This is a genomic window from Methylobacterium nodulans ORS 2060 (assembly GCF_000022085.1).
Lineage (GTDB): Bacteria > Pseudomonadota > Alphaproteobacteria > Rhizobiales > Beijerinckiaceae > Methylobacterium > Methylobacterium nodulans.
Window position 1 is genome coordinate 5,135,439 of record NC_011894.1, and the last position, 25,158, is coordinate 5,160,596.

Consider the following 25,158-nt stretch of genomic DNA (forward strand, 5'->3'; position numbering starts at 1 on the left):
TCCTCACGCCACACCACGGGTGATCTGGATGGAGGCGCCGATGCCGCTGTCGAAGCGGGCGCGGAACGGAATGGTCACCATCACGTCATCCGTGTTGCCGCCCGGCTGGCGTTCACCGTTCAGGAACACCGCATTCGGCATCGAGACGGTGTACTTCTCATTGGCGACCGTCCCGACCGTGAAGGAGATCGCGCCACCCTCGTGGTTGAGGACGCGCTGGTAGAGCGTGTTGGTCTCGAAGTAGACCTGCAGCGAGCCGGTCACGTCGGCGCGGCCGAGGCCGATGCTGTCGGTGTACAGCGAGCCGACCAGCGGGCGATTGCGGCCGTTGTTGGCGACCGCGAGGCTCAGCTGGCGCACCTTGGAGGTCGCCCCGCCGACAGTCAGCCCCGCGACGCTGCCACTCGCCGACTGGATCGGCTTGGTGTTCGCGGCCGTGTAGGTCGCGCCCGCAATGATCGCGCTGTCGAGCGCCTCGCTGCGGCCCAGCAGGTCGAAGGAGCCGGTGATCAGGGCGCGCGAGTTGGTCGCCAGAGCGAAGGTGTTGACCACGCACCCGCTGAAGCGGCTGAAGCTGAAGCTGCCCCCGCCGAGGTCGAGCCGCTCCTCGAAGGTCAGCGAGCGCTGAACCGTCCCGTTCTTCAGGACATTCCCGGCCCAGGTGCCGCACAGCGCGGCCTCCAGGATGTCGTCCAGCGAGCCGTAGCTGAGCTCGAAGTTGTAGCCGCCGGTGACGTCCTGGCCGAGCTGCTGCTCGTCCGAGACGTTGCGGTCGGCGCGGATCTCGTCCGAGACCGCGGTCGCCTTGTCGGTGCGCGGCCCGCCGCCGGTCGAGCGCAGCACCGTGAAGGTAGGCGTGGCCGGCACCTCTCCGTAGGCGGTCTCGAGGACGTAGGCGATCTGACGCCCACTGCCTGCTGCAATGGCCATGTGTCGCTCCAAAGTGGTGGGCGGAAGGTCAGCCGACGGAATCGGCCTGGTACGGCACCGAGATCGACAGCGCGTAGTAGTTGCCGAGGTCGTTCCGGTCGTCGTGGGCGGGGGACGTCGGGCCGTAGCAGCGGAAATGGCCGACGGTCAGGCCCCGGAAGTGCGCGGCCAGCTCGTCCATCCAGGCCGCGCCTTCATCAACCCCCACGCCACGTTCGACGTGCAGGACGAGGCGGAAGGTGCCGGTCTCGCGGTACAAGGTGCTGCCCGGTGAGCCGACGGTGATGGGCTGGGAGCTGGCCAGGGGGTAGGAGACCGCGAGGTAGCGCGAGCCGTCCTTTGGCGTGTTGCCCTTCGTGTTCGGGTACACGACGGGGCAGCGGGTCCAGGTCTCGTCCAGGCGCGCCTTCACGGCCGCCATGACGGTGCTCAGGGCCATGTCAGCCGCCTCGGCCCGGATCGATGTAGATGGCCGGCTGACGGGTCAGCCACTCCTCGTGGAGCTTCGGGTTGCCGCCGCGGACCTCGCGTGCCAGCTGCGCGGCGCTCGCGGACTGCGCCCACGCGCCGATCGCGCCGGCCGGGAACGAGCGGAAGGTGAAGCCCACGTAGGCCACATTGCCGAAGCGCCGCTTTGCGAGCGCCGCCACGCCCTCGTACACGCCGTCGGGCGCCTGCCGGGACCAGCCGCGCTCGATCCTCCTGGCGTACGGCTGAGTGTTCAGCACGACGTAGGCCTTGGCCGGCGGGATCTGGGTAATGTCGAAGGGCTGGTCGTCGGCGAACCACTGGTGGCTGGCCTGATACCGCCCGCTCAAGACCGGCGAGTGCAGCTGCAGCATGCCGTCCACCCACTCGATCACGTCCGTGAGCAGGTGGAACTCGTAGATGATGCGGCTCGACGCCCGGACCGTGCTCAGATCTTCGCGCTGGCCGCCGTCCACGAAGAGGTCGTGCTCCGGCACATAGCCGAGTGCGCGCTCGTTCTGGAACTGCGCCCGCTGGAACTCCTCGTGGGCGAACTCGCGCAGGTGCTGAGCCTGCACCTCGGGCGACAGCCCCTCATCAATGAGAAGCTGCAGGTCCCGCTGGAGCGGCGTGATGCGGTCGCGCGCCATCAGCCCCTCACCAGCAGGTCGTAGCGGACCACGGCGTCGCCGAGCTCGACCGGAGTGGCGTATTCGACATTCCGCACCCGGCCACTGATCACCAGGGTGTCGAGCCGCTCCGGGGCCTCATCCGCCGGAAAGCCGGCGGCGGCCAGCTCGGTCGGGCTGAGCACCACCTTGGAGTCGCCCTGCTGGATGCCATTGCCGATCTCGCGCGGGCTGTACCCGCGCACGAAGGCGCGCAGCGGGTAGGACACTCCGTCGTGCTGGAGCGTCACGGTCTGGCCGTTCTCGGCGATCTGGCGGTCGAGCATGGCGAGGGCGTCGGCCGGGCTCATGCGAAGGTCACCCGCCGATAGGGCTTGAGGGCCTCTTCGGCCTCGGGCAGCGGCAAGGCCGCGCTCGCGCCCTGCACGTACCAGTCCCGCTGACCGATGCCCTCGACCTGCTCGCTCTTGAGCATCGGGTCGCGCGTGCTGGTCGAGATGGCGGACCCGACCAGGAGGATCACGGCCCGCTCGATCTCTGCGGGCAGCGGCTCGGCCCGGCCGGGCGCTGCGGCCGGATCTTCGCCCGGCAGCACCCACCCGGCCTCGTAGACCACGTCCAGCTCGCGCCCCGGCCACGGGCTGCGCCGCCCGGCGCTCAGCAGGAACAGCGAGAGGCCGTCGGTCTCGTACTGCCCCGGATCGAGGAGCGCGCCGTCCTGCGTGACGCTCACGATCCGGGCCACCGGCGAGCGGCCCAGCACGACGCTCTCCCCGCGGCCGGCATCCGGAAGGGAAATCCTCTCGCGGACGGTATGCCGCCCGAACACGCGGTTGCAGTAGGACGCTGCGCGTGAGGATGCCGCTGCGATGTGGCGCTCGATCTGCGCGTCTGCCGGGGCCGATCCGAGCCCGAGGTCGCGGCGCACGTTCTCGACCGTGGTGAGCCGCCGCGAGGCCGGCGGGGTGAGGACGATCACGCTCATCGGCGCCTCACCACTTGCTGCCGTCAGGGCCGAGCTGGGTCAGATCGCGACCGGGTGGCCCTTCCTTGCCCTGGGGCCCGGGGGCACCGTCCTTGCCATCACGCCCATCGCGCCCGCGCTTGACCGCGAGGCGCCAGCCCTCGCCGCTGTCGGGCTTCGAACTCGTCTCGGCCTGGGCGATCCAGAACGAGCCCGCCCAGGTGACGCCGTCGCCCGGCTGGTAGATCTGGCCCGCCTTGTAGACGCCGCGATCGATCACCGTCGGGACGCGGTGGCGGAACTCCTTCACCTCCTCGCCGCGGCGGTAGCGCCGCACAAGGGTGCGGCCGTCCTCGGCGAGCTCCTCCTCCATGTGCTCGAAGCCGAAGCCGTCGGCGCCGCGCTCACCCGGGTCGCCCTTCTCGCCCCGTTCGCCGCGTTCTCCGGCGGCCCCAGGAGCGCCGTCCTCTCCGTCGCGGCCCGGGTCGCCCTTCTCACCGCGCTCTCCAGGGGGGCCCTGCTCGCCGGGAGGACCCTGCTCGCCCTTCTCCCCGGGCGGGCCCTGCTCGCCGCACTCGCCCCGCTCACCGGGCGGCCCCTGTTCTCCGCGCTCGCCCCGCGGACCCTGCTCACCGCGCTCGCCAGGAGGGCCTTGCTCGCCGGGCTCGCCCCGCTCACCGGGAGGGCCCGGCTCGCCGGCGGGACCCGGTTCGCCCCGCTCGCCCGGCGGCCCCGGCTCGCCGGGCTCTCCACGCTCCCCACGCTCGCCGGGCGGTCCCTGTTCGCCGCGCCCACCGGGCGGACCCTGCTCACCCGGAGCGCCGGGCTCGCCGGCAGGTCCCTGCTCACCCGGCGGGCCTTGCTCGCCAGCGGGGCCCTGCTCACCGGGCTCGCCTTTCTCGCCTCGCTCGCCCTGCGGACCGGGCGGGCCCTGCTCACCCCGCTCACCCTGCGGGCCCGGCTCTCCCCGCTCGCCCGGCGCACCATCCTTGCCGTCGCTGCCGTCCCGGCCGACCACGACGCCGAGCTGCTTGGTCTCGCCGTTCGACAGCGTGACGACGAGATTGCCGGAGCGATCGATCAGAGCATCGGCGAGGCCAACGCCGTCCTTGCCGTCCACGCCGTCTCGACCGTCCCGGCCGGGCGCCCCGTCCTTCGGGAGCGGGATCTGGCTGACGGCCGTCGTGACCGCCTCCTCGACGGCGGTCCGTAGAACTTCCGGGTCGACGTCCTTTCCGTCGCGGCCGTCGCGCCCCGGCGCGCCATCCTGCGGCTTCGGGAGAGCGTCGACGGCACTGGCGACCGCCTCCGCAACAGCAGCGCGCAGCAGGTCCGGATCGACGTCCTGACCGTCGCGACCGTCGGTGCCATCCTTCCCATCGCGGCCTGGCTCTCCTTGTTCGCCACGCTCACCAGGAGCGCCGTCGCGGCCGTCGGCACCGTCCTTTCCGTCCCGGCCGACCACCAGGCCGAGATCCCGGACCTCGCCATTCGACAGCGTCAGGATGAGCTTGCCGCTCCGGTCGATCAGGGCGTCTGCAACACCGACCCCATCTGCGCCGTCCCGGCTGGGCGCGCCGTCCCTCGGAACAGGGATCTGATCGACTGCCTGCGTGACGGCTCGCTCGACAGCGGCCGCGAGCACCTCGGGATCGAAGTCCTGGCCGTCCCTCCCATCTCGCCCGGGCGCCCCGTCCTTCGGCTGCGGGATGGCTGCGACCACTCTGGAGACCGCCTCGGCAACCGCGGAACGCAGCAGGTCCGGGTCAAAGTCCTGGCCGTCGCGGCCATCCCGACCATCGGCCCCGTCCTTACCGTCTCGACCCGGCTCTCCTCGCTCGCCACGAGCGCCAGGAGCGCCATCTTGGCCGTCCCGGCCGGCCACGCTGCCGAGATCGCGGGTCTCACCGTTCGACAGGGTAAGGACGAGATGGCCGCTGCGGTCGATGAGGGCGCCCGCGACACCGACGCCGTCCCGGCCGGGCGCTCCGTCCTTCGGGACCGGGATTTGGCTGACGGCCCGCGTGACCGCCTCCTCGACCGCGGCCGTCATGGCGGCGGGGTCGACATCCTGGCCGTCCCGACCGTCGCGCCCTGGCGCGCCATCCTGCGGCTTCGGGATGGCCTCCACCGCCCGGGTCACCTCTTCGACCACCGCGGTGCGGAGAAGCTCCGGATCGAAGTCGCGGCCGTCCCGACCATCAGTCCCATCCTTGCCATCGCGGCCCGGCTCGCCCGGCGCGCCGTCGACACCGTCGCGACCATCCTGGCCCGGGCGTCCGTCGGCCCCGTCCTTGCCGTCCCGGCCTCGCACGCGGCCGACCCTGCGCTCCTCGCCGGTCGTCATCGTCAGGACGAGAATGCCGTCCTCGGTGATGAGGGCCTCCGCGATGCCGCGGCCCGGCATCCCGGGTTCACCTCGCTCACCGCGCTCCGGCTGCCGCTTCTCCAGCGCCTCGAGCCGGGCGAGCAGGGGCGCAAGGGTCTTGGCCAGATAGCCCTCGACAGACTTGAAGACCGCCTCTGCCAGAAGCTCAGCATCACGCATGCGCAGGCGCCTCGGCGAACTTGAGCCGCAGCGCTGTCGCGAAGCGGCTGACCTCCTCTGTCGCGTCTGGCGGCGCAAGCTCCGGAGGGGATGCTGCCGGAGCGGGATTGAACGGGTCGGCCTGGGCGTCGCGCTTGGCCAGCGCCGCGAGGCTGTAGTTCTGCTGCTGCAGGTAGACGGCATTGCCGCCGGTCACCGGCGGCAGCCCGAGCTTCGCCCGGCCCTCGTCCGGCTTCATCAGGCCGCCCTTCACGCCCTCGGCGTAGGTCCGGATCTGGGTCGCGGTATCCATGCGCAGGAGGGCGTCGAGCTCGAACTCGGTCCCATAGGGTGCCGGCAGAGTAAGCCCCTCATCGAGGCACAGCTCGATGCTCTCGATGTGGATCTGCAGGCACTGCGCATAGTATTGCGCGTCCAAGGCCTCGATGTTGGTGTAGGCGGGCGGCGCGCCGACCCCGATCTTGTAGGCCGGCACCCCGAACACCGAGCAGACCGTCTCGGCGCTCCACTTCAGCTGCTCGATCAGCTGGGCATCGCTGGCCTTCACGGCCATGGGCTCGTAGCGCAGGCCATCACCCAGCACCGCCACCCGGCCGACGTTCTGACCCGTGAAGTTCTGCTCCCAATGCGCCTTCAGGCGCTTGGCGTTCTCCTCCGAGACCGGGCCGGGCGCCACCAGGATCCCGCTCGGCTGCGAGCCGTTGCCGAAGAAGTGCGCGCTGTTGGTCTGGATCCGGATGCCCTGCACCGCGGCGAGACCACAGGCATAAATGGGCGAGGTGCCGACCAGCGGGTGATGGAGCGTGTTCCAGCGGTCGTGGATGATCTCGCTGGCCGGCACCAGCACGGCGGCATCCAGGTCGCTGACCCCGGCCAGATCGTCGCGGGAGAGCTGGTAGAAGACCTCGCCGTCGGGGGCGACCAGCGGCTTCACGCGGGTAGGGTCGAGCACGGAGAGGGCGACCACCACGCGACGGCTGTCGCGCTCCTTGAGCACGTAGGTGTTGCCATGGACCAGCTTCGACTCCACCCAGCTCGTGATGAACTGGATCCGGTTCTGGAACCGGTTCGGCTTGCGCAGGACCGGCGAGAAGGACGGGCTGCTGGTCTCGGTCCAGATCCCGTCCGCATCCTGCTGCACGAGCCGCAGGCGCATCTTGGCGATGTCAGACGAGATTAGGGAGACGCAGCGGAACACGGCGCTATAGGTCAGCACCGTGTCGAGCCTCACCTCGACACTCTTCTGCCACGCGCCCGTGAAGGCCTCCCGGACAATGCCCCACCAGCCGCCGCGGGTGTCGACCGGAGAGGCAGTCGGGGCCGCCTTCTCGCGGGTGATCGTCAGCCCGAAGAAGCGCACGCTCAGTCCTCGGGGCGCAGGTCGCGACGCGAGTAGGTCTGGTTCGCGGATGCCGCCGAGGCGATTGCCGTCTCCAGGCGCGAGATGCCCCAGCGCAGGTCGGGATCCTCACCCGTCACCGCCCGGTACTGGCTCCGCAAGGCTTCAAGCCGCTCGACTCTCTCCTGCTCCGCGTTCTTCGGCTCGGCCGGCCGTGGCGCTTCGGCCTCCTGCCGCTCCGGCTCCGAGAGCTCAGGCTCAGCGATGGCCGGGTTCTCAACGGTCGCCGGTTCGGGTTCCTTGGCCTTGCCGATGGCCGCGAGCGTTCGCGCATCGCGGCGCGATGCCCGGAAGGACTCGCCCGGCTTCAAGGCTCGGCCGCCGTAGCGCATCGCCGTCGTGGCGATCAGATCAACCTTCATCTCCGCCTCCGACCTGGGCGGCCCGCCACCAGGGCGGGCCGTCACTGTGCTGGTTTTGCTTAGGCGGAGCCGTAGTTGGCCGCGTCGATGTACTGCACGGCGCCATCCCGGCGCTTGCTCCAGTTGATGAACCGCTCCGCCTTGAGACCCACCAGGTTGTTCTGCCAGAGCGACACCAGCACGGTGCTGGCGCTCGGCGGGTTGTCGGGCGCGCTGTCCATCTGCAGGGAGGCCTCGCGGCTGGCATCGAGCACCACCTCGCCGTCGTCGGCCAGCAGGATCTCGCTCGCCTTGGCCAGGATCAGGCGCGAGCCCGCGCCGGTCACGGGGGTGCCCGAACCGGGGTTGGCCGGGATGTTCTCGGACAGGATCACCGGCAGGCCGAAGAAGGTGCCGCCGCTGTTGCCGTTCACCACCAGGCCCGGGAATTCCGGCTGGCCGAGCGGGTTCAGCATCAGCGCCAGGCCGAGCGCCTGCATCTCGGTCATCATCCAGACGGCCCCGGCCAGCGACATGTTGGCGCTGATGAACCTGCCCATCACGGCGCGCACGTCGGCCCGCACCGCATCCGCGTCGGTGCCGCTGGCGGTCACTGGCGTGACGCCATGGGTCACGGAGGCCGGCGACACGTCGGCCACCGCCGTCACGCTCGGATCGACGAACTGCTGGTCGAGGAACTGCGCGGTCTGGTCGATCATGTCCTGGCGGACGATCGCCTCGGCCGAGGGGTTGGAGGAGCGCACCAGCTCGTCCGACATCACCACGATGCCGGCCGTCTTGGCCATGCCGAGCGTGATCTGGTCGAACGAGAGCTTGCCGACCGGCTTCGGCGCCCCCTGGCCGACCCAGCCGATGGTCGAGCCGCCGGTCTGGCGCGGCACCTTGATGTTGAACGGCACCCGGCGCAGGCCCGGGATGCGGCCGAGGATGGTGGCCGGGCGGAGCAGCTCCGCGAACTCGGAGGCCATGGTCTGGTACTCGACCAGCGGCTTGGCCCAGGCGGTGTCCGTGGTCGTGCCGGCCGCCACCGCCGCCTTGAGCACGGTCTCCACCTCGGGCGTGCTGTCGTGCCAGCCCTTGGCGATCTGCTCGGCCTGCATCAGGTTGCCCTTGGCCCGCATCAGCGCCATGGCGTAGCGGGTGAAGGCGGTGCCTTTCGGCAGGGTGGGGCCCTTCACCTCGATGCGCACGCCCGCGCGCAGCTGCGAGCCGGTCTCGGCGCTGCGCACACCCTCGACTGGCACGGCCGCGGCGCGGTTGGCCTTCTCGAGATCCGCGAGGCGCACGAGATGCGCGTCGATCGCCTTCACCTCCTCGGCGAGGCTGTCGTACTCCTCGGTCTCCGCCGCATCGAGGGTGACCCCGTTCTCGGCCGCCTGGTTCATCAGCTCGGTCATCCGGGCCGACTTGGCCTGGCGCGTCGCCTCGAACGCGGCAATCTGTTCGGCAATGGTCTTCGGCATGATGCATGCCCCTTTCGGCAAGCTCTGGTGTGGTTGGGATCCCGAAGCGCCGGGGGGTGAGGGCCGATCATCCGCCCGCGGCTCCTTGCCGGACGCGGCGAGCAGCGGGCGATCGATCGACTTGATCAGGGAGATCCTGGCGTCCGCATTGGCCGGCACGGTCACAAGACTGAGCTCCAGCACCTCGGTCTTGAGATAGCGGATGCCGCCGTCCTGCATGATCTCGTAGCCGTCCGGCAGGGTGCGGAAGCCGATCGAGACGGCACGCACCAGGCCGGCCTTGACCTCGCCCCAGGCGGTCTCGACCCGGTCCTTGAGCGGGCCGGGCTCCGCGATCTTCGGAAGTCGCGCCTCGAAGGTGATGCCGTCCTTGGTCGGCTTGTCGAAGCGCACCGTGCCGACGGGCCGATCCGCATCGTGCTGGTGCAGCAGCGGCATCGGATTGGTGAACCTGACCCCGAGCGGCTCGACGATGTCGCCGACCCGATCCGGAGACGGCGTGGTCGCCACACCCCGGATGACGCGCTGCTCGTCCTCGACCGCTTTCACGGTCAGGATGGAATAAGCTCGGTTCATTCTCGATCTCGGGATGCGCCTAGGCGAAATACATGGCGTATTCCGGCTCGCGGTGAGCCTCGGGGGTGCGCGCCATCAGCACCACCGCGTTGAACAGCGCCATGGCCAGGTCGATCTTGGCGTCGCCGGCATTCTGCTTGGTGGCCCGGATCGCGGTCGCGGTCGGCTCGATCTTGAGATTGGCCACGCACCACGCCGCCAGGGCAGAGCCGGCATGCCGGAGCGTGCCGTTGGCGAGCTTGCGCTCGGCGGTCTTGATGCCGGTCATCAGCCCGTAGCCCTGCGGCACGCCGACCAGCAGGCCGGCCTCCTGCGTCACCCCGATCTCCGCAAAGGCCTCGATCAGCTCGCCGAGCCCGGCCGGATCGACCCCGACCCCGCCCAGCAGGCCCCGCTCCTTCACCGCCGCGACCAGGCCGACGATCGCCGAGATGTCGGCCAGCTCGTCGCCCACGATGGTGAGCTCGCCCGCCGCCTGGAAATCCCGCAGCCGCGAGGCGATCGCCGGCCGGCGCTCCAGCACGCCCGCATGGCACCAGCCGTGGCTCCAGGCGAGCCAGTCGCGGCTCGCCCGCTCGCGGCCGAGCACGCACAAGCCGAACAGGTCGTCCAGGCCGCCCCCGTCGATGCCGACCACCACCACCTCGCAGCGCTCGAGCAGGGCCTGCAGACCCGCCCGCGGATCCTCGACAGGTGAGGCCAGAGCAGGATCGGCGCGGCGGGCCCAGAACTCGGCGCCCGGCCAGCGGTCCGCCCGCAGCCCCAGGCCGATCTCGACATTGAGGTGCTTGGCCGCAAACCCCGCCAGCGAGGCCGGCCCGGCATTCCGCGCCTCCTCCAACTTCTCGCTGAGCCACTCCGGGTCGACCGACAGGCCCAGGTTCGGGTTGGTGAGGCGAAAGCTCGCCGGAGCGAGATGCTCGCCGCGCTCCACCATCGCCCGGGGATGCTCGTAGAGCACGCCGAGACTGCGCGGATCCGTGATCCGCCCGTCCCGCACGGCGCGGAAGTAGGCCAGCTTCTGCTTGAACACGCCCGCGGGCGGCTCGTCGGCATGCGTCGAGACGTAGATCACGAAGCCCTCGGGCCGCGAGACCAGGCCGCCGGTCGCCTCGCGCAGCATGTTCTCGGCCTGCGGCCGCTTGCCAAACAGCCACAGCTCGTCGACCAGCACGCTGGTCGCCTTCTTGCCCGACACGCTCTCGGTGTCGGCCGCGACCACCTTCAGCGCCGCGCCGGTGTGGCGGTGGGTGATGGTGCGATAGTGGTCCTGCACGTGCAGCAGGGCGCGCAGCTCGTCATCGGCCTTGACCATGTCGCGCGCCGGCTGGAAGGCGTTGTTGGCCACCTCGATGGTCGGAGCCAGGATCAGGAACTCGGCCGAGCGCCGCCAGTTGCGGATCAGGGCGGTGAGCATGAGGCCGGCCGCCAGCGTCGACTTGCCGTTCTTCTTGGCGATGCAGAGGAAGAACTCGCGGATCAGCCGCCGCCCGCTGGCGTGATCGTAGGCGCCGAAGATCACCTCGGCGAACTCGGTGACCCAGGGCCGGCAGACCTCGCCGAGGGTGGGGCTGCCGAGCGCGTCCACGATCCGCAGCGCGCGGAAGACCTCCATGGCTGCGGCCGCCTCGGCCGGGAAGAGCGGCCCGCAGGGCAGCAGCGAGCGCCCGGCCAGGATGCGCTCCTCCCAATCCGGGCAGGCGGTGCTCCACTCCCTCACGGGGTACCGACCTTCGTCACGGGTTGCTCACCACCAGCTTGGGCGGGGCGGGGGCGGCGAAGCGGCCGCCGCCCTGCGCCAGCTTGGCTGCCGTATCGGCCTGCTGCGCCTTCTTGCCTTCGGGCGCGCCCGCTTCCGCAAAGGTCTTGGCCGCGAGCGCCAGGGCCTTCAGCGTGCCCGCCCGCGCCGGCAGGCTCACCGCTTTCAGCAGCGCCTCGCGCCGCCGGCCGCTGTCATCGTCCGTCGTCTCCTCGACGATCGCGGCCTCGATCTCGCCGAGATGGGCGGTGGTGGCCTCGAGCTCGTCGAGCATGCGCAGCACGAGGCCGCGGCCGCGCCCGAGAATGGCCTCCGGCCTGGCCATCTCCGGCGGCACCGGGCCCACCCGCAGCGGGGCCGGCGCCGCGGGTGCGCCCATCGGGGCCGGCCTGCGCACATCGGCCTGCGCACGCCGCGTCCACTGGTGGCGCTTCGCGCGTGCCCGGATGCCGCTCTCGGCGACCCGGTGCCATCGGGCCAAGTCCCTGATCGGCGTCGCGGTTTCGCGGTACTCGCGTTCGATCTCGGCCCAGTCGATCGGCCGTCGCTTGCCTGCCATCGCACCCGTGCGCGGATGTGCGCACCCTGGTTTTGCTCGGAGGGAATTTTTTGTCCGGATGAGACCCTGTGCGGTTCACCGCCCCTGACCCGCCAGACTCTCGACCACCCCCCGGGGGGTCAGCCGTGGCCCGGCTCGGCCGCCGCGCTCCGCGCCGCCATCCGCCGCGCCCGCTCGGCCGCCGTCTTCCTGGTGTGACAGGATCCGCATAGACACCTGCCGTTGTTCGGATCCGTGAGCTCACCGCCGTCCTGGCGCTCGATCACGTGATCGGCGAAGAGGCGGACGCCGCCGCGCCCGCCCTGAGCGCCGCAATCCTCACAGCGCCAGCCGGCCCGCTGCAGCACGGCCAGGCGCCAGGCCCGGTGCTCCGGGGTCTGCAGCTCGGCATCGGCGGCCTTGGGCATGGGTCGGGCCGTCCGTGGGTCGAGCGTCGCGAGGCGGGGCTTGAGGATGGAGAGGCGGGCCATGGCTGCTTCCCGCTACTGTAGTGATTTACAAAAACCGCAGCGGAATATGCATGCGACGATGAATGCTGCCTGTCTGTTTGCGGGCCGGTCAGTGGGGCGAGCAGTATCGCTAGCACGACCGGCCAGCACTTGTTTCGCCTGGTGTTAGATCCGCCCCATCAGCAGCAGAATGATCACGATGAGCAGCACCACACCGAGGCCGCCCGACGGGCCATAGCCCCATCCTGCGTTGTAGGCGCCGGCACGGGGAAAGGCGCCAAGCAGCAGCAGGATGAGGACGATAATGAGGATGGTGCCGAGCATCGCAGACGGTCCTTGTCTCGGCCGCTGGATTACGACCGCGGGCGTAAACGTCACAGATGCCGAAACGCTGCAGCGAATTGCGGACACGAGCCGCCCTACTCGGCACATCCCGCTTTTCGAGATGGCCCGGGCCAGCAGCCGCAACCTTCTACCCGGAGGGAGGTCGCAGGGCGGGTCGTCCGACAACGGCCGCGAGCGGCCGTGCGCTTTCGTGTACGTTCGCGGATGTCCCAGAGTCAAGACCATCTCAGAGCTTCTCCACCTGCGTCGGCTCCAGAGTCACCGGAGTCGAGCGCCCAAATATGCTCACGCTGACCTTCAGGTTCTGTGACTCAGCGTCAATTTCTTCGACGAGACCACTGAACGAGGCGAAGGGCCCATCGGCCACACGCACCGCTTCACCGATCTCGAAGTCTTCCACGGTCAGAGCAGCGCCGGTCCGGCGCTCGGCGGGCGGAACATCCCCTCCCAGCACGCCCGTGAACTGGTCCAGCTCGCGACCCGGCACGAGCATGAATTTCTCGTCGCGGAATCGCACACCCTTGATCTCGCGATCGTACTTGTCCCGCAGCCAGTGCGCGTCCTCCGAGTGCGGGTCGAGGCCGACGAACAGCAGGCGGCCGAACAGGGGCATGCGGGTCCGGATCGGCCTACCGGAGCGGACCCGGACCACCTCCTCGGACAGGCGGAGCGCCGGAATCGCGCCTGCGGCCAAGGCATCGGCGAACTGGCGCGCCTTTCCGGCCCGGCAATCGACGAGGTGCCACCGCACTGCGGCCATGTGCTTGTCCTCGGCCTTCTTTGCGGCTTCACGCCGGGCGGCGCGCTCCTGGGCCGTTCGCTCGCGCTCGCCGCGGGCCTGGAACTCCGCGGAGCGTCGCCGCTTCTCGCGGCGGCGACGCTTCGGGTTGAGACGGAGCTTGGCCTGCTTGCTCGCCATGCTGAACTCCACGCGGGGTCAAGCCGGCACCGCAGCGCCGGCCGAGAGCATCACGCCACCGCGGCGAGCTGCGGCTTCCGGCCCAGCCCCGCGGCCTTGGCGAGCTCGGACCGATGCGCCGCATAGTTCGCCGCCACCATCGGGTAATCGACCGGCAGGCCCCACTTCGCCCGGTACTGCTCGGGCGTCAGGCCGCGCGTCGTCAGGTGCCGCTTGAGCGACTTGTAGGGCTTGCCGTCCTCCAGGCTGATGATCGCGTCCGGCGTGACGGTCTTGCGGATCGGCACCGGCGGGACGAGCGCCGGCGCCTCGGGCTCAGCCGGCCGGCCCAGAGCAGCCAGCGCGCCATGCACCGCCGCGATCAGGCCGGGCAGTTCGGCGGTCGGGACGGCGTTGTGGGCGACGTAGGCGCCGACGATGCGGCCGGTGAGGCCGGCGAGGTCGGGGGACTGGGGGTCGATGTCGGGCATCGGGATCTCCTCTATGTCTCTGAACTACCTACTGTTCTTCATCTGGAGCGGCGGTGGCGCACCAGTCCGGTCCTGGGGTTTCGGTGGGGTTTTGGGGGGTTAGGGTGGGGTTTTTTTTCGAGAAACCCCACACCAAAATCTGCTGATCTGTCAGAGACTTAGAGGTGTTTTGGGGGTTATTGGGGTTTGTTTCTCAATCTTATGCGTGCGCAGGAAAGGTCGCGCGTGAAGATTGACGAAAAAACCCCGAAAACCCCCAAATCGGCCATAAACCCCTGTCCCACCGTCAGATTTTCCGTGGGGTTTCCGGTGGGGTTACATTTTTCGAAACCCCACAAACCCCACGAGAAACCCCACTCGCGCGTGCTCACCTCCCTTCCTCCGGCGCCTTGCAGAGCGCGTAACGGTTGCCCCGCTTCTCGTCGGCGACCATCTCGATGCGCATCCCAACCACGACCCGGCCGCGGATTCCGGTGAGCCAGCGACCCAGGCTGCGGGTCGAGATCGCGGATCCCTTGCCGGCCTGGCGCATCAGCACCTCGCGCAGCGATGGCCGCAGCGGCTGCCCGTCGGTGCCGGTCTCCTGCGCGGCCGCGGCGATGTCGCCGGTGGCGTAGTAGGCGCCCTCGATGAGGTGCTCGCCCCAGGCCGTGATCAGCTCCGACAGCGCGGCGCGCTCGGGATCCTCGCCGCGCGCGATGTCCATGCTCGCGACCGGGTCGGCCTCGCCGAGCCACACCAGCGCGGCGCGGACCGTGTCCGACCACGCCCCGTAGGAGCCGATCGGGCCGCAGACCCGCGGCGCGCCGGCGGCGCGGTAGGCCCGGGCGATGGTGAGGGCGGCGGCCACGTAGGCGCCGCGGTCGGCCATGACGGCCTGCATCGGGTTCGACGCGAACTCCCGCTGCTCCGGCCGCTCCACGCCGGCGTCGAGCCGGCACAGCACGGCCCGCCGCGTCATGTCGCCGACGAGCGTCAAGTTGTTGCCGGTGGCGAACACGGCCGCCCGGCACTCGATCTCGGGCACCTCGGACCGGCCCAGAATGCGGACCCTGACCACCGGCCGTTCCGTGACCTGGCAGAGCGCGTCACCGCCGAGTTCGCCGTTGACGTTGTCGAGCGAGATCAGGGGCGTACCGCTGAGAAGGAGCGCGCCGAGACGCTTCTCGGTCTCCTCCTCGGTGCGCCCGATCGCCATGACGGCACAGGGCCGTCCCGTGACGATGGCGGCGATCAGATCGACGAGATACGACTTGCCGGTGCCCGCGGAGGAGGCCCGGATCCCGTGACAGGGCGCCGAGGGCAGCGTGGGCCGCAGCACGGCGGTCAGGATGCCGGACAGCGCCACGGCGCGGTCGACGGGGCCGACGAACGGGAATTCCTGCAGCGGCTCCAGCAGGAGCGCGAGCGCGGCCTGCGCCTCGGCGCGACTCGGCCGCTCCGGGAGCGTCGGCATGACCACGGCCTCGTCCGGCATCAGGAAGAGCCGGGTCGCGGGGTCGTAGCCGGGCTCGTCGAGGAGCGAGCCGTCGGGCCGCAGGGTCGGAATCGTGGTGATGCCGGAGATCGGCGGCAGCCGCCACCGCCCCTCGCGCGACAGGAGGATCGCCACGGCCTTGTCGGGCGGATCGATGTTCACCCAGCGCTGGGCGCGGCCGTCGAAGCGCTGGAACTTGGCGACCTGGGCCAGGATGTCGGCCAGGGAATCTGCGGTGAGGGGCTTCAGCTTGGCGACGAGGGCGAGGCCGCCGTTGGCGGTCGGGGTCGGCTCCACGACCGGCCGCACCAGCGCGCCGGCGCGGGCGAACACCGCCGCCCCGCTCTCGATCAGGGCCTCCTCGGCCTCGTCGACGACCCGCGGCAGCTCGGACGCCACCACCTTGATCACCGGCAGAAGGTCCGACGATCCTGACGCGCCGCCGGCACCCTGGGCACCGGCATCACGAAGCCGTTTAGCCCGGCGGGCCTGATCGAGGTCGATCGGCGCCGTCATCATGGTGCCTCGACCAGGATGCGGGGCATCCTGACCGTCCTGAGCATCGCCTCCACGGCCTCGCCGTGCGCAATGTCCTGCGTCAGCAGCGTGCCGGCTCCCAGGAGCGCAGGCCGGGCAAGGGCGTCGTTGATCACCACCACGCCGCGCCAGCCCGCCGCGAGCCAGCCGACGGGGTCGCGGTGCACCACGAGCGGCTCCTTGTCCGCGAGCGGGCGCCACAGGCTGTCCTCGCCGAGCATGCCGACCGCGCCGAGCCACGTCGCGAGGCGGCCGGCGGCGGGATCCCAGGCCACGACGTCGACCAGCGCTCCGCCGGCGTCCCGGGCCGGGATCGTGTAAGCCTCGACCGCACCCGGCCCTTCGCCGCCGTCGTGCCGCGCGAAGCCGAAGCGCTGTCGCTTCCCGAACACCACGAGGTCGCGCAGCAGCAGGTCGCAGCCGTGGCGAGCACAGGCCAGATGCCGGCCCTCGACGCCGCGGCGCCGGAGCGCCGCGAAGTCGGCGCGTCCCAGCGGCAGCCCACGGGCCTGCTCCCGTTCCGGGTCGAGGGCGCGGCGCGCCCTCATGACAGCACCACCGTCACGGCATCGGCCGCGCGCGTGAGCCCCGTGTAGAGCCAGCGCCGTGCGGTCTCGCGAAAGGCGCAGCTCTCGTCGAAGAGCACGACCCGGTCCCATTGCGACCCTTGAGCCTTGTGCACGGTGAGCGCGTAGCCGTACGTGAACTCGTCGAAGCCTCTGCGCTGCTTCGGGCTCAGCGCCTCTTCCTGGCCGTGGAAGAACTCGCTCCGTACCTCCACCGGGACCGGCACGGCGTCCGGGTCGTGGTCCGGCACGACCTCAAGTTCGACGGTGGCGCCGTCGTTCTGCGCGACGTCGGCGACCTCCCAGAGCCCGCCGTTGAGCAGGCCCTTGTCCTTGTTGTTGCGCAGGCAAACGAGCCGGTCGCCGATCTCCGGGCCGGCCGGGTCGCGGCCGTAGAGCTGTCGCACCTTCGCGTTCAGCCCGCGCCGGGTCTGGTTGCGGCCGACCAGGATCTGATCCGCGCAGAGCACGACGCGCTGGCCGAGCGCCGCGCGCTGCATGACGCGGCTCTCGCCGTAGACGCCGGCGTCGAGCCGCCCGCCCTGGCGCACCCGCATCGACAGCGCGATGATCGGGTTGTCCGCGGCCTGCCGATGCACCTCGGTGAGCATGAAATCGGGGTCGCCGCTTGTGAAGTAGCCAGCGCCGTCGACGGGCGGCAGCTGCGCGGGGTCGCCGAGCACGAGCACCTTGCTGCCGAAGCTCATCAGGTCTCGGCCAAGTTCGGGACCGACCATCGAGCACTCGTCGACGATGACGAGCGCGGCCGATGCGACGGGGCTGTCCTCGTTCAGCACGAAGGTCACGCTGCCGTCGCGCCGCGGCTTCGGCCGGTAGATCAGCGAGTGGATCGTGCTGGCGCCGGTGCAGCCCTTCGCTCGCATGACGAGCGCAGCCTTGCCGGTGAAGGCGGCGAAGAGCACATCGCCTTTGACGCCCTCGGCAAGATGCCGGGCGAGCGTCGTCTTGCCGGTCCCGGCGTAGCCGCCGAGGTAGAACGGCGCCCGGCCCGGGCTCTTGAGCCAGGCCTTGACGGCGCGCAGGGCCTGATCCTGCTGGGGCGACCACGCCGTCATGCGCGTTGCCCCGTTCGCTCGTAGGCCGCCAGGATCCGCTCCCGCTGGCGCGCCGGCAGTCCTTCCAGGATCCGCAGCGCGCGGGCGCGCCGCGCCGGGATGGATGGATCGCCCAGCGCCACAGCGGCCGGATAGGCGTCCGGCACGCCGGCGAGCGCTCCGGAGAGGCGCACCGCGTCCGCCCCGCGCGTGTGGACGCCGACGAGGCCAGGACGGAAGACGGGCAGGGAGCGGAAGCCCGCCATGGCGTCACTCCGCGGCCTGCAGGACGGGCGCGTCGAAGCGCCCGGCCTCATCGCCCCAGGTCGCCCATTCGGCTCGCGACTGACGGCTGAAGAGCTCACAGCGGTAGGCCGCCGGCACGAGCCGCTCCGCGATTCCGTAAGCCTCCTCCGGCTTGCGACTATGCTGGCGCGCGCCACCGCGGATGATGTTCGGAATGCTGCGCCCGTCGAACACGGGGCGCCCCATCGTGCCGATCAGGAACGGCTCGGCCACGGAGCGCATGATGTAGCCCGTGCCCCAGCGCTGCTTGTCCCAGGCCCCGAAGGTCCGGTACCGGAAGCCCCAGGCCGTCATGACGCGCAGCGCGACGTCGAGCTTCGGGCCGGTGGCCCAGAGCCACAGCACGGCATCGCCGCGGGCGAGCTGCCCGACCGGCAGCGCGCAGATCGCCTCGTCGGACATGCACGCGTACTGCGCCATGGCCGACTTCTTCATGCCCTTCTCGGACCAGAGGTCGTAGGACCACGGCGGGTCGGCCATGATCAGCCCGAAGGACAAGGGCGGGAGCGGGTCGAAGGGCCACGTCATCGGCACCCCATCAGGGTCTTGATCCGCTCGAAGGCGCGCGGCGGATCGCCGGGTACGCCGTCGTTGAAGGGCTCCAGGCCGTTTCGCTCGCGCATCAGGGCGATGCGCCGCCCGATCAGGCTGAGGAGATCGTGGCGGGCGTCGGCGTCCATCTCCTGGATCCACGACGCCGCGGCCTCGACGCGGGCGATCAGGGCCGGCCCGTCGGCGAGGCCCAGCCGGCGCATGAACCGATCGAGGTCATGGATCTCCTCGCTGTGAGGGCCGGCGAGCAGCGCCTCGAGCTTCTGCCGCTTCCAGGCCCGGTACTGCTTCGAGAGCTGCTCGTCTGCACGCAGCCGCTTCTCGGCCTCCAGACCGGAGAGGCGCATCTGCGCCGGGCCGCGGCTGCGGCGGCCCTCGGAATGGGACTGGAGCGCCGCCACGGTCAGAACTCCGTCGCCGGCTCGGGCGCCGGACGCGGCCGCGCCGGGGCTGGCGGCAGCCCGAAGGCCGCGCCGGCCGCGAGCGCGTCCTCGACGCTGTCCACCACGTGCACCGGAAAGCCGCGCTCCCGCAGGCCGGGAAGGAAGGCGCGCTGGCTCGCGCTGAGGCTCCCGCCGGGCGCCTTGACCTCGATGAGGAAGCACCGGCCGCCCCGGCCGTACACGATCAGGTCGGGGTGCCCCGCCTCGACGCCCATCTCCTTGAACGCCACGCCCTCGAGCTTGCCGCGGCGCCCGCCGTTCGGCACGTGCACGCACCGGCAGTCGAACCGCCGGTGCATCGCCACGACGATCTTGGTCTGGATCACCTGCTCGGGGCGGGCGCGGGTCATCGCTGACCTCCCGCGCGGCCATCGGTCGGCGCCGGCCGGCCCGCCTCCGGCGGCGTGAACTCGGAGGGACTGAAATAGATGAAGCCCGTCATCGTCGGTCACGCTTCGCGCGCTTCCGAAGCAAGACGGCGAAGCGTACGCGCCGCCTTCCACGCCTCATCTGCCGTAGACCGGAGCTGCTCAAGATCTTCGCTGCCTGAAGCAGGAGATGCTTGGGCAACCAGGCGCTCAAGGCGTTGAGCCAACGCCGCAGCTTTCTGAACTTCGGTCCGAAGCTCGCCGGCGCGGCGGGCATGCGCGGCCCGGATGGCGTCCATCTCGGCGGCGTCGATCCGGCGAGCCTCGCGCCGCCAGATATCCTCGGCACGGCCATAGCTCATCGGCTCCTGAAGAACGGCAGAGACCGCGCGCGCGGCGCGCGTGATGGCAGCTTTCACGGTGTCGCCGACCGGCCGCGGTTCGGCGAGTTCCCGCAGAAGCTGTGAGGCTTGATCGACCGTCGTCATGCGACCGCCCTCGGAATACTTTTCCGAGCCCTCGGTATGTTTTCCCGGCACGTCGGAAGTCTCCTGTGGTTCAACGGTGTCGAACCAGGGAGCGCTTCGAGATGCAGGAGGTGGACAGGGATACGCAGCACAACGAGCGCGCGACCGACGATGCTTGCCGGCGAGCGGTCACGCGAAACCAGGAACAGGGGAGCGCCCGCGCGGTCAGCGATGCGAGAGACCTTGATTGCGCGGGCGCACGCGCCGCCGCATGCGGCACGTCGGAATTGCGGCCCCAAAAAGCCCCCCTCTCCGCACCGGGAGAGGGGGCCAGTCCGGGAGGAAACGCCCACGATGGGCAGTGCTCCAGCCGGGAACGCCACCGCCGGCCGGGGCCTCGAAGCGCGGGCCGGGCGGCCGGCGCGAACAGAATTGCTGAGCTGAGCGACGCGAAGAGGGTTGCGCCCGGTCCGGAACGGACAGGGGCCGGTCATTGCCGGACCGGGCGCGCCGCCGGCTGGGCCAGGCTTGCTGGACCGGCGGGTCTCGGGGGCGGACGCGGAGCGCATGACGCCTCACGCTTCGCCGCGACTGGACGAGTGAAGACGCTGGGCTGGTGCGGGGCTGGTGCCGCCGCTGAGCGCATCGCCGGCCTTCTCGTACACGGGTCGGTCGCCGTCGGCGCTGAGGCCGCGGACGAGGCGCAGGCCGGGCGGGCCGCTCCTTGCCGGTGCGGCAACGTCACCCGGCCGCTGACCGAGCCAGCGCTCCAGCGCGAGGTCCTGTTCGGGTGTGAGCAGCACCGTCGCGGCTGGGCCGGCTTCGGGGATGGCGAGCAGAAATCGGTTGCCGATCCTCGCGACCCGCAGCGGACCAATCATCTGAGGAGCGGGCCGGATCATGCGGCAGCTCCCTTGCGGAAGGCGCAAGATGACGCGAGCATGCCGTGGTGAGGGGCCGGGTAGCGGCCCGGCCCCTCGCGCAACCGCCCATGCCGCTGGAGGCATCCATGAGCGACCGCAACGTGGATCCGGAGATGGCGCGCGGATCGCTGATCGCGATCCGCAGCATTCTCACGGTGATCCTGACCGACATCGGCCGCGAGCAGGGCGAGACGGCCCTGAGGCGCCTGCACATCGCTGCGGACGAGCGTGTGGAAGCTGCGATTCATCGGATGTCCTCCGAGGATCGCGACAGGCAGGACGCCGAGGTGATCAAGCAGGTGTCATCGGACGCCGAAGGCTTCCTCGACGACACATTCGGCCCTGCGTTCGACTCCTTGCTGTAGCGGCGCGGACCGAGGTCGCGAATCCGTCCGGTCTCAAGGCACGTGCCCGGCCGGCCACCAGCCGCCGTGATGGCATCAATCTCGGCCACCCGCGCCGAGCGGCGCGCATCTGCAGCGGCGCGCTGCGCGGCCTCGCGCGCCTCGATCCGCGCATCGATGCGCCGGTCCAGCCAGGAGAGGAGGAGGCGGATCATGCCGCCGCTCCCTGCTCTACGGGTGGAGTGGGGCTGTTGGGAGGGGTTGCCGCCGAGACTGCTGCGGGCCCGTCTGATTGAGCGCTCTCAGGAGCACCGCTGGTTGCAGGTTGCGCAATCACCACTGCGCGTGTCGCCACATTCTGTACGGCGAAAGCTGCGATATGCGCGGGCACCATTCTATCGACCCCCAATCCGCACCAAGAAGATTGCGTGCTCTCAACCACTGGCGTCGAACATAAATTAGGTACATTCAAGCCTGTATCGAGTGTTTGCGCCCCTCTTCAGCTGGCCAAATCCGCTCTAGTAACGGTTGTGATTAAATGATCACCGGCAGGCTACATTTTGAAATACATCACAATGTTGCTACAGCGTCTGGCGCAGCAGCCACGCATACCGGGAGAGACTCGTTATTATGGACGGGAAGGAAGTCTTCAGCGGTCATAGGCACATTCAGCCGACGAGCCATATTGAGCAGCCGGACGTGGTGGCGCTGCGGTACGTTCCCACCCGTCGCAGCTCTGTGCCGCTCGCGGGGCTGCGCCCACGCCCAGACACGGCTCCGGTGCACGTCGCACTCCTCGGCTACGGGATCTATCCCCCCGAGCTTCAGGATGATGGATCGGGCCGGCTCACAGCGGAGCGAGGCGGGGCGGGTGCGGCTCGTCATGCCCTCAGAAATCGTGATATTCACAAGCCGTGTCAAGCCATATCGCGATTTTGTCTACGGCCCTCGCCCACCACCGTTGGGAAATGGTCGAATGACATCCGTGCCTAGGGTGCCAGAAAGGCGCCGGAGAGTAGCATCCAACGGGGATCGGGAATTGTTGCGAGAATGGATCGCTGGGCAATTGCGCGATCGACGGATCCCGCAGAAAGCCCTCTCGTCCGCGATCGGCCTCAGCGAGGACGCGGTCAGTCGGATGCTGTCTGGCAAGCGCACGATCAAAGCCGACGAACTCAAGCGCATTTGCGCGTTCTTAGGTGCTAGCCCACCATTGACAGCACAACTCCCCGCGCGCGATGTGTCTTACGTTAAGGTCGTGGGGGAGGTCGCGGCAGGCGCCTTCATAGACATGCAGTATGTCGATTTCGTAGACTACGACATCCCCTACGTCGCTGATCCGCGTTGGCCTAAAGAAGCCATAACCGCGTACATAGTACGTGGGGAGAGCATTAACCGTCAGGCCCGTGACGGGGATCACATCATCGTACTTGACGCAAGTGCAGCGCCGCGCCCGTACCAGTCGGGCGACTGGGTCGTCGTTGAGCAGCGGTGCGGCGACCTCGTCGAGACAACCGTAAAACAGGTGCGGGGCAGTGAGGGCGCATGGGAGTTGTGGCCTGACAGCAACGACGACCGTTTTCAGCGCCCACTCGTCGTTGCAGGTAACGGCGGAGACAACGTCCGCGTGATCGGCTTTGTCCTGGACTTCATCCGATCGGGGACTCGCTTCTGAGACAATCGACAAAAGCGCGATTTTCTCGTTGACCAAATCGCGAAAACAGCGATTATGGGGTCATCCACCACGGATGCCCCGCCATGCTCACCCGCCCCCAACCCGACCTGATCGCATCCGCGCCGCGACCTGCTGCGCCGCACTTCCCAGCCGAGACCTTCCCCGCCTTCGAGCCGCCGCTGTTCCTGCGCGAGCCGCTTACCGACGATGAGCCGCAGCGCGAGCCCGCGAACCGCGACTGGCTCGCGACCGGCCTCGTCATCGTCGCGGTGGCGATCCTCATCGCGCTGGCCCTGAGCGGCGGCGCCCTGGTCAACGCGGTACGCGGGGTCGTGCTGTGAGCGGCACTGTCCTCGCTCGTCCCGGCGCTTCCAATGCCGCCCGCGCCATTGCCGCGGCCCGCCTCAGCTCCGCGCTTGAGACGCTTCTCTGCGCCGAGCGCTACCGCGCCGAGGTGACCGTCGCGCTCCACAGCGGCGACACCGGGCTGTCCCGGGCCGGCGCCTCGGACGATGCCGTGACCCGCGAGGCCCGCGAGCGCGTCTACGCGATGCGCAGCGAGGTGGACGAGATCTGCCTCGAGCTGCTCGCGCCCGAGGAGCACGCGCTCACCCCGAACGACGAGGACGACATGGCGACGGCGCTGCAGCTGCGGCTGCGCGCCAACGAGGAGGCCGAGGTGGCCCCAGGCGAACTCTCCTACCTTGAGGAGAGCCGCCGCGAATACGTCCTCCAGGTGCACGGGCGGCGGTGCTGATGAGCGCGCCCTACAGTCTTCCCTGGTCGCTCGGCTCGGTCGAGCACGTCAACGGCGAGCCCGTCACTGACACCGCAGTCATCTATCTGTCGGGCAGCGGGGTGATCGAGGTCAATGAGACCGAGAATGCGGGGCAGGTCGCGAACCTGATTCTGGCGGCGCCTGATCTGCTTGATGGGCTGAGGCGCGCGGTTGACGCTCTCGCAGAGCAGAAGACCGAGCGGGGCTGCGTCTCCGGCCTTCTGGCCGTCATCGCCAAGGCGGAGGGCCGGTCATGCTGACCGCCGACCGCCCCACCGCCCCCGTCGTGGACCTGCGCACCGGGCGGGTCTTCGATCCGCTCCACATCGCCGCCATCGCACGGTTCGATGCTCAGCGCCGCGCCCATGCGGCGGCGCGTACCGACATCGCCGCCGAGCGCCTCTCTGCGCTGGTGCTGGTCGGTCATCACCTGCTGCAGGCCTCGCGCCTGCTCGAGCGCACGGACTTCGAGGCGCGCATCGCGGCGGACCTGCAGTTCCGTGCGGCTCTCCAGGTGGTGAGCGCCCAGCTTCGCGCTGCGGCCGAGGAGCGGAGGGCGCAGCTGTGACGCCCCCCACCCCTCAGAATCAGGCTGCCGCCTCCCTCGCGGGCCTCGGCGCCCCGGCGCCGTGGGCTCCGCTCACCGCCAGCGGCCGCCAAATCGTCGACGCGACGGGGCGCATCGCGCTCCTCATCATTCCGACTGGAAATGCCGCCCGGGACCACGAGCTCGCGGCCGCGGTGGCGAAGGCCATCAACGCGGCGGCCGGCGCCGATGACGCTGCGCCCTGCCACGAGGCGGTGTCGGCCCAGACCACCCACGTCCTGCGGCGCGTCGGCGCCGTGACGGCGGAGTGATCATCATGAAGATGATCGATGAGGACGGTACCGCCGCTCCGACCATCCCGCCAGCACCCTTCGAGGATGGCATCTACTTCGGCCTGGAGGAGGATCGCTATCACGCGGATGCGGCGCTCGGTTCCTCCGACCTGAAGCGCCTCGCGGCCGAGCCGGCCGACTACTGGTTCGGCTCGGTGCTCAACCCGAACCGCCCAGCCGAGGATTCCACGCCTTCGCAGATCGTCGGCATGGCGGTGCACAAGCTGGTGCTCGAAGGCCAGCCGTCCTTCGCCGCGCGCTTCGTGCGCCGCCCCGACGACCTCGCGCGCCTCGACGCCACGGCCCGCGCCAAGCTGGCGCCGAACGGCGAGGAGGTGCTCGCCGGCGACGACTTCGACCGGGTCCAGCAGGCCTCCGCTGCGGTGCTGGCCAACCCGCACCTCGCCACCTCCTTCACCGGCGGCATGTCCGAGGTGTCGATTTTCTGGACCGCCGAGGTGGACGGCGAGCCGGTGCGCCGCAAGGCGCGGTTCGACTACCTGAAGCCGCGCGCGATCGTCGACCTCAAGAGCACGCGGCCGAGCCGCCCGACCTCGTTCAAGGCGAACTGCCTGCGCGCCATGGCCGAATACGGCTACCCGGTGCAGGCCGCCGCCTACCTGCAGGCCCGCGCGCAGCTCGCGCGGCTCGCCGCCGAGGGCCAGGTCTTCGGTGACCATGATCCGGCCTGGCTCGCGCGTGTCGCCGCAGCGCCGGCTTTCGCTTTCGTCTTCGTCTTCTGGAGCACGGGCGACGCGCCACTGACCTGGGGCGTCGCGCTCTCGCCCGGCAACGAGGTGCTCGGCATCGCCGAGAAGACCATCGACCTCGCCCTCTGGAACTACGTCGCGGCCCGCCGCGCGCACGGCCTCGACGCGCCGTGGGTCGCGCACACCCCGCTCGACGAGATCGAGCTCTCCGACCTGCCCGCGTGGTGGTCCCGCTGAA

At 70.1% G+C, this 25,158-nt stretch carries 32 protein-coding genes; 8 read left to right on the plus strand and 24 right to left on the minus strand.

The features are described 5' to 3' along the window. Window positions 1-3: 3 nt before the first annotated feature. The 24 genes from MNOD_RS23880 to MNOD_RS23995 all read right to left on the minus strand — a co-directional run bounded on the left by MNOD_RS23880 (window position 4) and on the right by MNOD_RS23995 (window position 20,513). A complete protein-coding gene (locus MNOD_RS23880; protein ID WP_015931525.1) occupies window positions 4-930 on the minus strand; it encodes a phage tail tube protein in 927 nt (308 codons plus the stop codon). Between the two features lie 28 nt (window positions 931-958). Next, window positions 959-1,369, minus strand: coding sequence for a DUF4128 domain-containing protein (locus tag MNOD_RS23885; protein WP_015931526.1), 411 nt, complete (start codon window positions 1,367-1,369; stop codon window positions 959-961). Between the two features lies 1 nt (window position 1,370). Further along, window positions 1,371-2,048, minus strand: a complete 678-nt coding sequence (locus MNOD_RS23890) for a hypothetical protein (protein ID WP_015931527.1) — start codon at window positions 2,046-2,048, stop codon at window positions 1,371-1,373. After that, window positions 2,048-2,377 (minus strand): hypothetical protein, encoded by a 330-nt coding sequence (locus tag MNOD_RS23895; RefSeq protein WP_015931528.1) that lies wholly within the window; start codon window positions 2,375-2,377, stop codon window positions 2,048-2,050. The genes MNOD_RS23890 and MNOD_RS23895 overlap by 1 nt, the downstream gene beginning before the upstream one ends. Further along, window positions 2,374-3,012: a hypothetical protein gene (locus MNOD_RS41705; protein ID WP_015931529.1), complete on the minus strand. Its 639-nt coding sequence runs from the start codon at window positions 3,010-3,012 to the stop codon at window positions 2,374-2,376. Before MNOD_RS41705 ends, MNOD_RS23895 begins: the two co-directional genes overlap by 4 nt. A gap of 7 nt (window positions 3,013-3,019) precedes the next feature. Then, complete coding sequence (locus MNOD_RS50065; protein ID WP_015931530.1) at window positions 3,020-5,539, minus strand: collagen-like domain-containing protein; 2,520 nt, start codon at window positions 5,537-5,539, stop codon at window positions 3,020-3,022. Then, window positions 5,532-6,899, minus strand: a complete 1,368-nt coding sequence (locus tag MNOD_RS23915; protein WP_015931531.1) for a phage portal protein — start codon at window positions 6,897-6,899, stop codon at window positions 5,532-5,534. Before MNOD_RS23915 ends, MNOD_RS50065 begins: the two co-directional genes overlap by 8 nt. Before the next feature lie 2 nt (window positions 6,900-6,901). Then, complete coding sequence (locus MNOD_RS23920; RefSeq protein WP_015931532.1) at window positions 6,902-7,300, minus strand: hypothetical protein; 399 nt, start codon at window positions 7,298-7,300, stop codon at window positions 6,902-6,904. A gap of 59 nt (window positions 7,301-7,359) precedes the next feature. Beyond that, window positions 7,360-9,339, minus strand: coding sequence for a phage major capsid protein (locus MNOD_RS23925; protein WP_015931533.1), 1,980 nt, complete (start codon window positions 9,337-9,339; stop codon window positions 7,360-7,362). Window positions 9,340-9,358: 19 nt separating this feature from the next. Further along, window positions 9,359-11,059 (minus strand): terminase large subunit, encoded by a 1,701-nt coding sequence (locus MNOD_RS23930; protein WP_015931534.1) that lies wholly within the window; start codon window positions 11,057-11,059, stop codon window positions 9,359-9,361. A gap of 16 nt (window positions 11,060-11,075) precedes the next feature. Next, window positions 11,076-11,657, minus strand: coding sequence for a hypothetical protein (locus MNOD_RS43890; protein ID WP_015931535.1), 582 nt, complete (start codon window positions 11,655-11,657; stop codon window positions 11,076-11,078). 119 nt (window positions 11,658-11,776) lie between these two features. Beyond that, the gene (locus MNOD_RS23940; protein WP_015931536.1) at window positions 11,777-12,127 is read right to left on the minus strand and encodes an HNH endonuclease; all 351 of its coding nucleotides are present in this window, start codon (window positions 12,125-12,127) and stop codon (window positions 11,777-11,779) included. A 144-nt stretch (window positions 12,128-12,271) separates the two neighbouring features. Further along, the gene (locus tag MNOD_RS43895; protein WP_015931537.1) at window positions 12,272-12,430 is read right to left on the minus strand and encodes a DUF3309 family protein; all 159 of its coding nucleotides are present in this window, start codon (window positions 12,428-12,430) and stop codon (window positions 12,272-12,274) included. A gap of 247 nt (window positions 12,431-12,677) precedes the next feature. Beyond that, on the minus strand, window positions 12,678-13,370 hold the full coding sequence (gene nusG / locus MNOD_RS43900) for a transcription termination/antitermination protein NusG (RefSeq protein ID WP_015931538.1): 693 nt from the start codon (window positions 13,368-13,370) through the stop codon (window positions 12,678-12,680). A 50-nt stretch (window positions 13,371-13,420) separates the two neighbouring features. Continuing rightward, complete coding sequence (locus tag MNOD_RS23950) at window positions 13,421-13,840, minus strand: Ros/MucR family transcriptional regulator (RefSeq protein WP_015931539.1); 420 nt, start codon at window positions 13,838-13,840, stop codon at window positions 13,421-13,423. A gap of 367 nt (window positions 13,841-14,207) precedes the next feature. After that, entirely contained in the window at window positions 14,208-15,836 is a 1,629-nt protein-coding gene (locus MNOD_RS23955; protein WP_050783394.1) for a hypothetical protein, read from the minus strand. Beyond that, window positions 15,833-16,402, minus strand: coding sequence for a hypothetical protein (locus tag MNOD_RS23960; RefSeq protein ID WP_015931542.1), 570 nt, complete (start codon window positions 16,400-16,402; stop codon window positions 15,833-15,835). The genes MNOD_RS23955 and MNOD_RS23960 overlap by 4 nt, the downstream gene beginning before the upstream one ends. Next, the gene (locus tag MNOD_RS23965; RefSeq protein WP_015931543.1) at window positions 16,399-17,496 is read right to left on the minus strand and encodes an ATP-dependent DNA helicase; all 1,098 of its coding nucleotides are present in this window, start codon (window positions 17,494-17,496) and stop codon (window positions 16,399-16,401) included. Before MNOD_RS23965 ends, MNOD_RS23960 begins: the two co-directional genes overlap by 4 nt. Next, window positions 17,493-17,741 (minus strand): hypothetical protein, encoded by a 249-nt coding sequence (locus MNOD_RS23970; RefSeq protein WP_015931544.1) that lies wholly within the window; start codon window positions 17,739-17,741, stop codon window positions 17,493-17,495. The genes MNOD_RS23965 and MNOD_RS23970 overlap by 4 nt, the downstream gene beginning before the upstream one ends. A gap of 4 nt (window positions 17,742-17,745) precedes the next feature. Next, the gene (locus MNOD_RS23975; RefSeq protein WP_015931545.1) at window positions 17,746-18,309 is read right to left on the minus strand and encodes an MT-A70 family methyltransferase; all 564 of its coding nucleotides are present in this window, start codon (window positions 18,307-18,309) and stop codon (window positions 17,746-17,748) included. Further along, the gene (locus tag MNOD_RS23980) at window positions 18,306-18,734 is read right to left on the minus strand and encodes a hypothetical protein (RefSeq protein WP_015931546.1); all 429 of its coding nucleotides are present in this window, start codon (window positions 18,732-18,734) and stop codon (window positions 18,306-18,308) included. Before MNOD_RS23980 ends, MNOD_RS23975 begins: the two co-directional genes overlap by 4 nt. A 2-nt stretch (window positions 18,735-18,736) precedes the next feature. Further along, window positions 18,737-19,126 carry a VRR-NUC domain-containing protein gene (locus tag MNOD_RS23985; protein ID WP_015931547.1) on the minus strand — a complete coding sequence of 130 codons (390 nt, stop codon included), beginning with the start codon at window positions 19,124-19,126 and terminating at the stop codon, window positions 18,737-18,739. A 98-nt stretch (window positions 19,127-19,224) separates the two neighbouring features. Beyond that, window positions 19,225-19,632 (minus strand): hypothetical protein, encoded by a 408-nt coding sequence (locus MNOD_RS47090; protein WP_157091542.1) that lies wholly within the window; start codon window positions 19,630-19,632, stop codon window positions 19,225-19,227. Window positions 19,633-20,186: 554 nt separating this feature from the next. Beyond that, entirely contained in the window at window positions 20,187-20,513 is a 327-nt protein-coding gene (locus tag MNOD_RS23995; RefSeq protein ID WP_063748572.1) for a hypothetical protein, read from the minus strand. A 107-nt stretch (window positions 20,514-20,620) separates the two neighbouring features. Here MNOD_RS23995 and MNOD_RS24000 point away from each other — a divergent pair, with 107 nt between their 5' ends. The 8 genes from MNOD_RS24000 (at window position 20,621) to MNOD_RS24035 (ending at window position 25,157) form a co-directional block, all read left to right on the plus strand. After that, entirely contained in the window at window positions 20,621-20,899 is a 279-nt protein-coding gene (locus tag MNOD_RS24000) for a hypothetical protein (RefSeq protein ID WP_015930626.1), read from the plus strand. Between the two features lie 1,021 nt (window positions 20,900-21,920). Further along, on the plus strand, window positions 21,921-22,553 hold the full coding sequence (locus MNOD_RS24005; protein WP_244424555.1) for a LexA family protein: 633 nt from the start codon (window positions 21,921-21,923) through the stop codon (window positions 22,551-22,553). An 83-nt stretch (window positions 22,554-22,636) separates the two neighbouring features. Further along, window positions 22,637-22,894: a hypothetical protein gene (locus MNOD_RS24010; RefSeq protein WP_015931553.1), complete on the plus strand. Its 258-nt coding sequence runs from the start codon at window positions 22,637-22,639 to the stop codon at window positions 22,892-22,894. After that, complete coding sequence (locus MNOD_RS24015) at window positions 22,891-23,310, plus strand: hypothetical protein (RefSeq protein WP_015931554.1); 420 nt, start codon at window positions 22,891-22,893, stop codon at window positions 23,308-23,310. Before MNOD_RS24010 ends, MNOD_RS24015 begins: the two co-directional genes overlap by 4 nt. After that, window positions 23,310-23,591: a hypothetical protein gene (locus tag MNOD_RS24020; protein ID WP_015931555.1), complete on the plus strand. Its 282-nt coding sequence runs from the start codon at window positions 23,310-23,312 to the stop codon at window positions 23,589-23,591. Before MNOD_RS24015 ends, MNOD_RS24020 begins: the two co-directional genes overlap by 1 nt. Next, window positions 23,585-23,899, plus strand: a complete 315-nt coding sequence (locus tag MNOD_RS24025) for a hypothetical protein (protein WP_015931556.1) — start codon at window positions 23,585-23,587, stop codon at window positions 23,897-23,899. Before MNOD_RS24020 ends, MNOD_RS24025 begins: the two co-directional genes overlap by 7 nt. After that, a complete protein-coding gene (locus MNOD_RS24030) occupies window positions 23,896-24,189 on the plus strand; it encodes a hypothetical protein (RefSeq protein ID WP_015931557.1) in 294 nt (97 codons plus the stop codon). Before MNOD_RS24025 ends, MNOD_RS24030 begins: the two co-directional genes overlap by 4 nt. A gap of 5 nt (window positions 24,190-24,194) precedes the next feature. Then, window positions 24,195-25,157 carry a PD-(D/E)XK nuclease-like domain-containing protein gene (locus tag MNOD_RS24035; RefSeq protein ID WP_015931558.1) on the plus strand — a complete coding sequence of 321 codons (963 nt, stop codon included), beginning with the start codon at window positions 24,195-24,197 and terminating at the stop codon, window positions 25,155-25,157. The last annotated feature ends 1 nt before the right edge of the window (window position 25,158 follow it).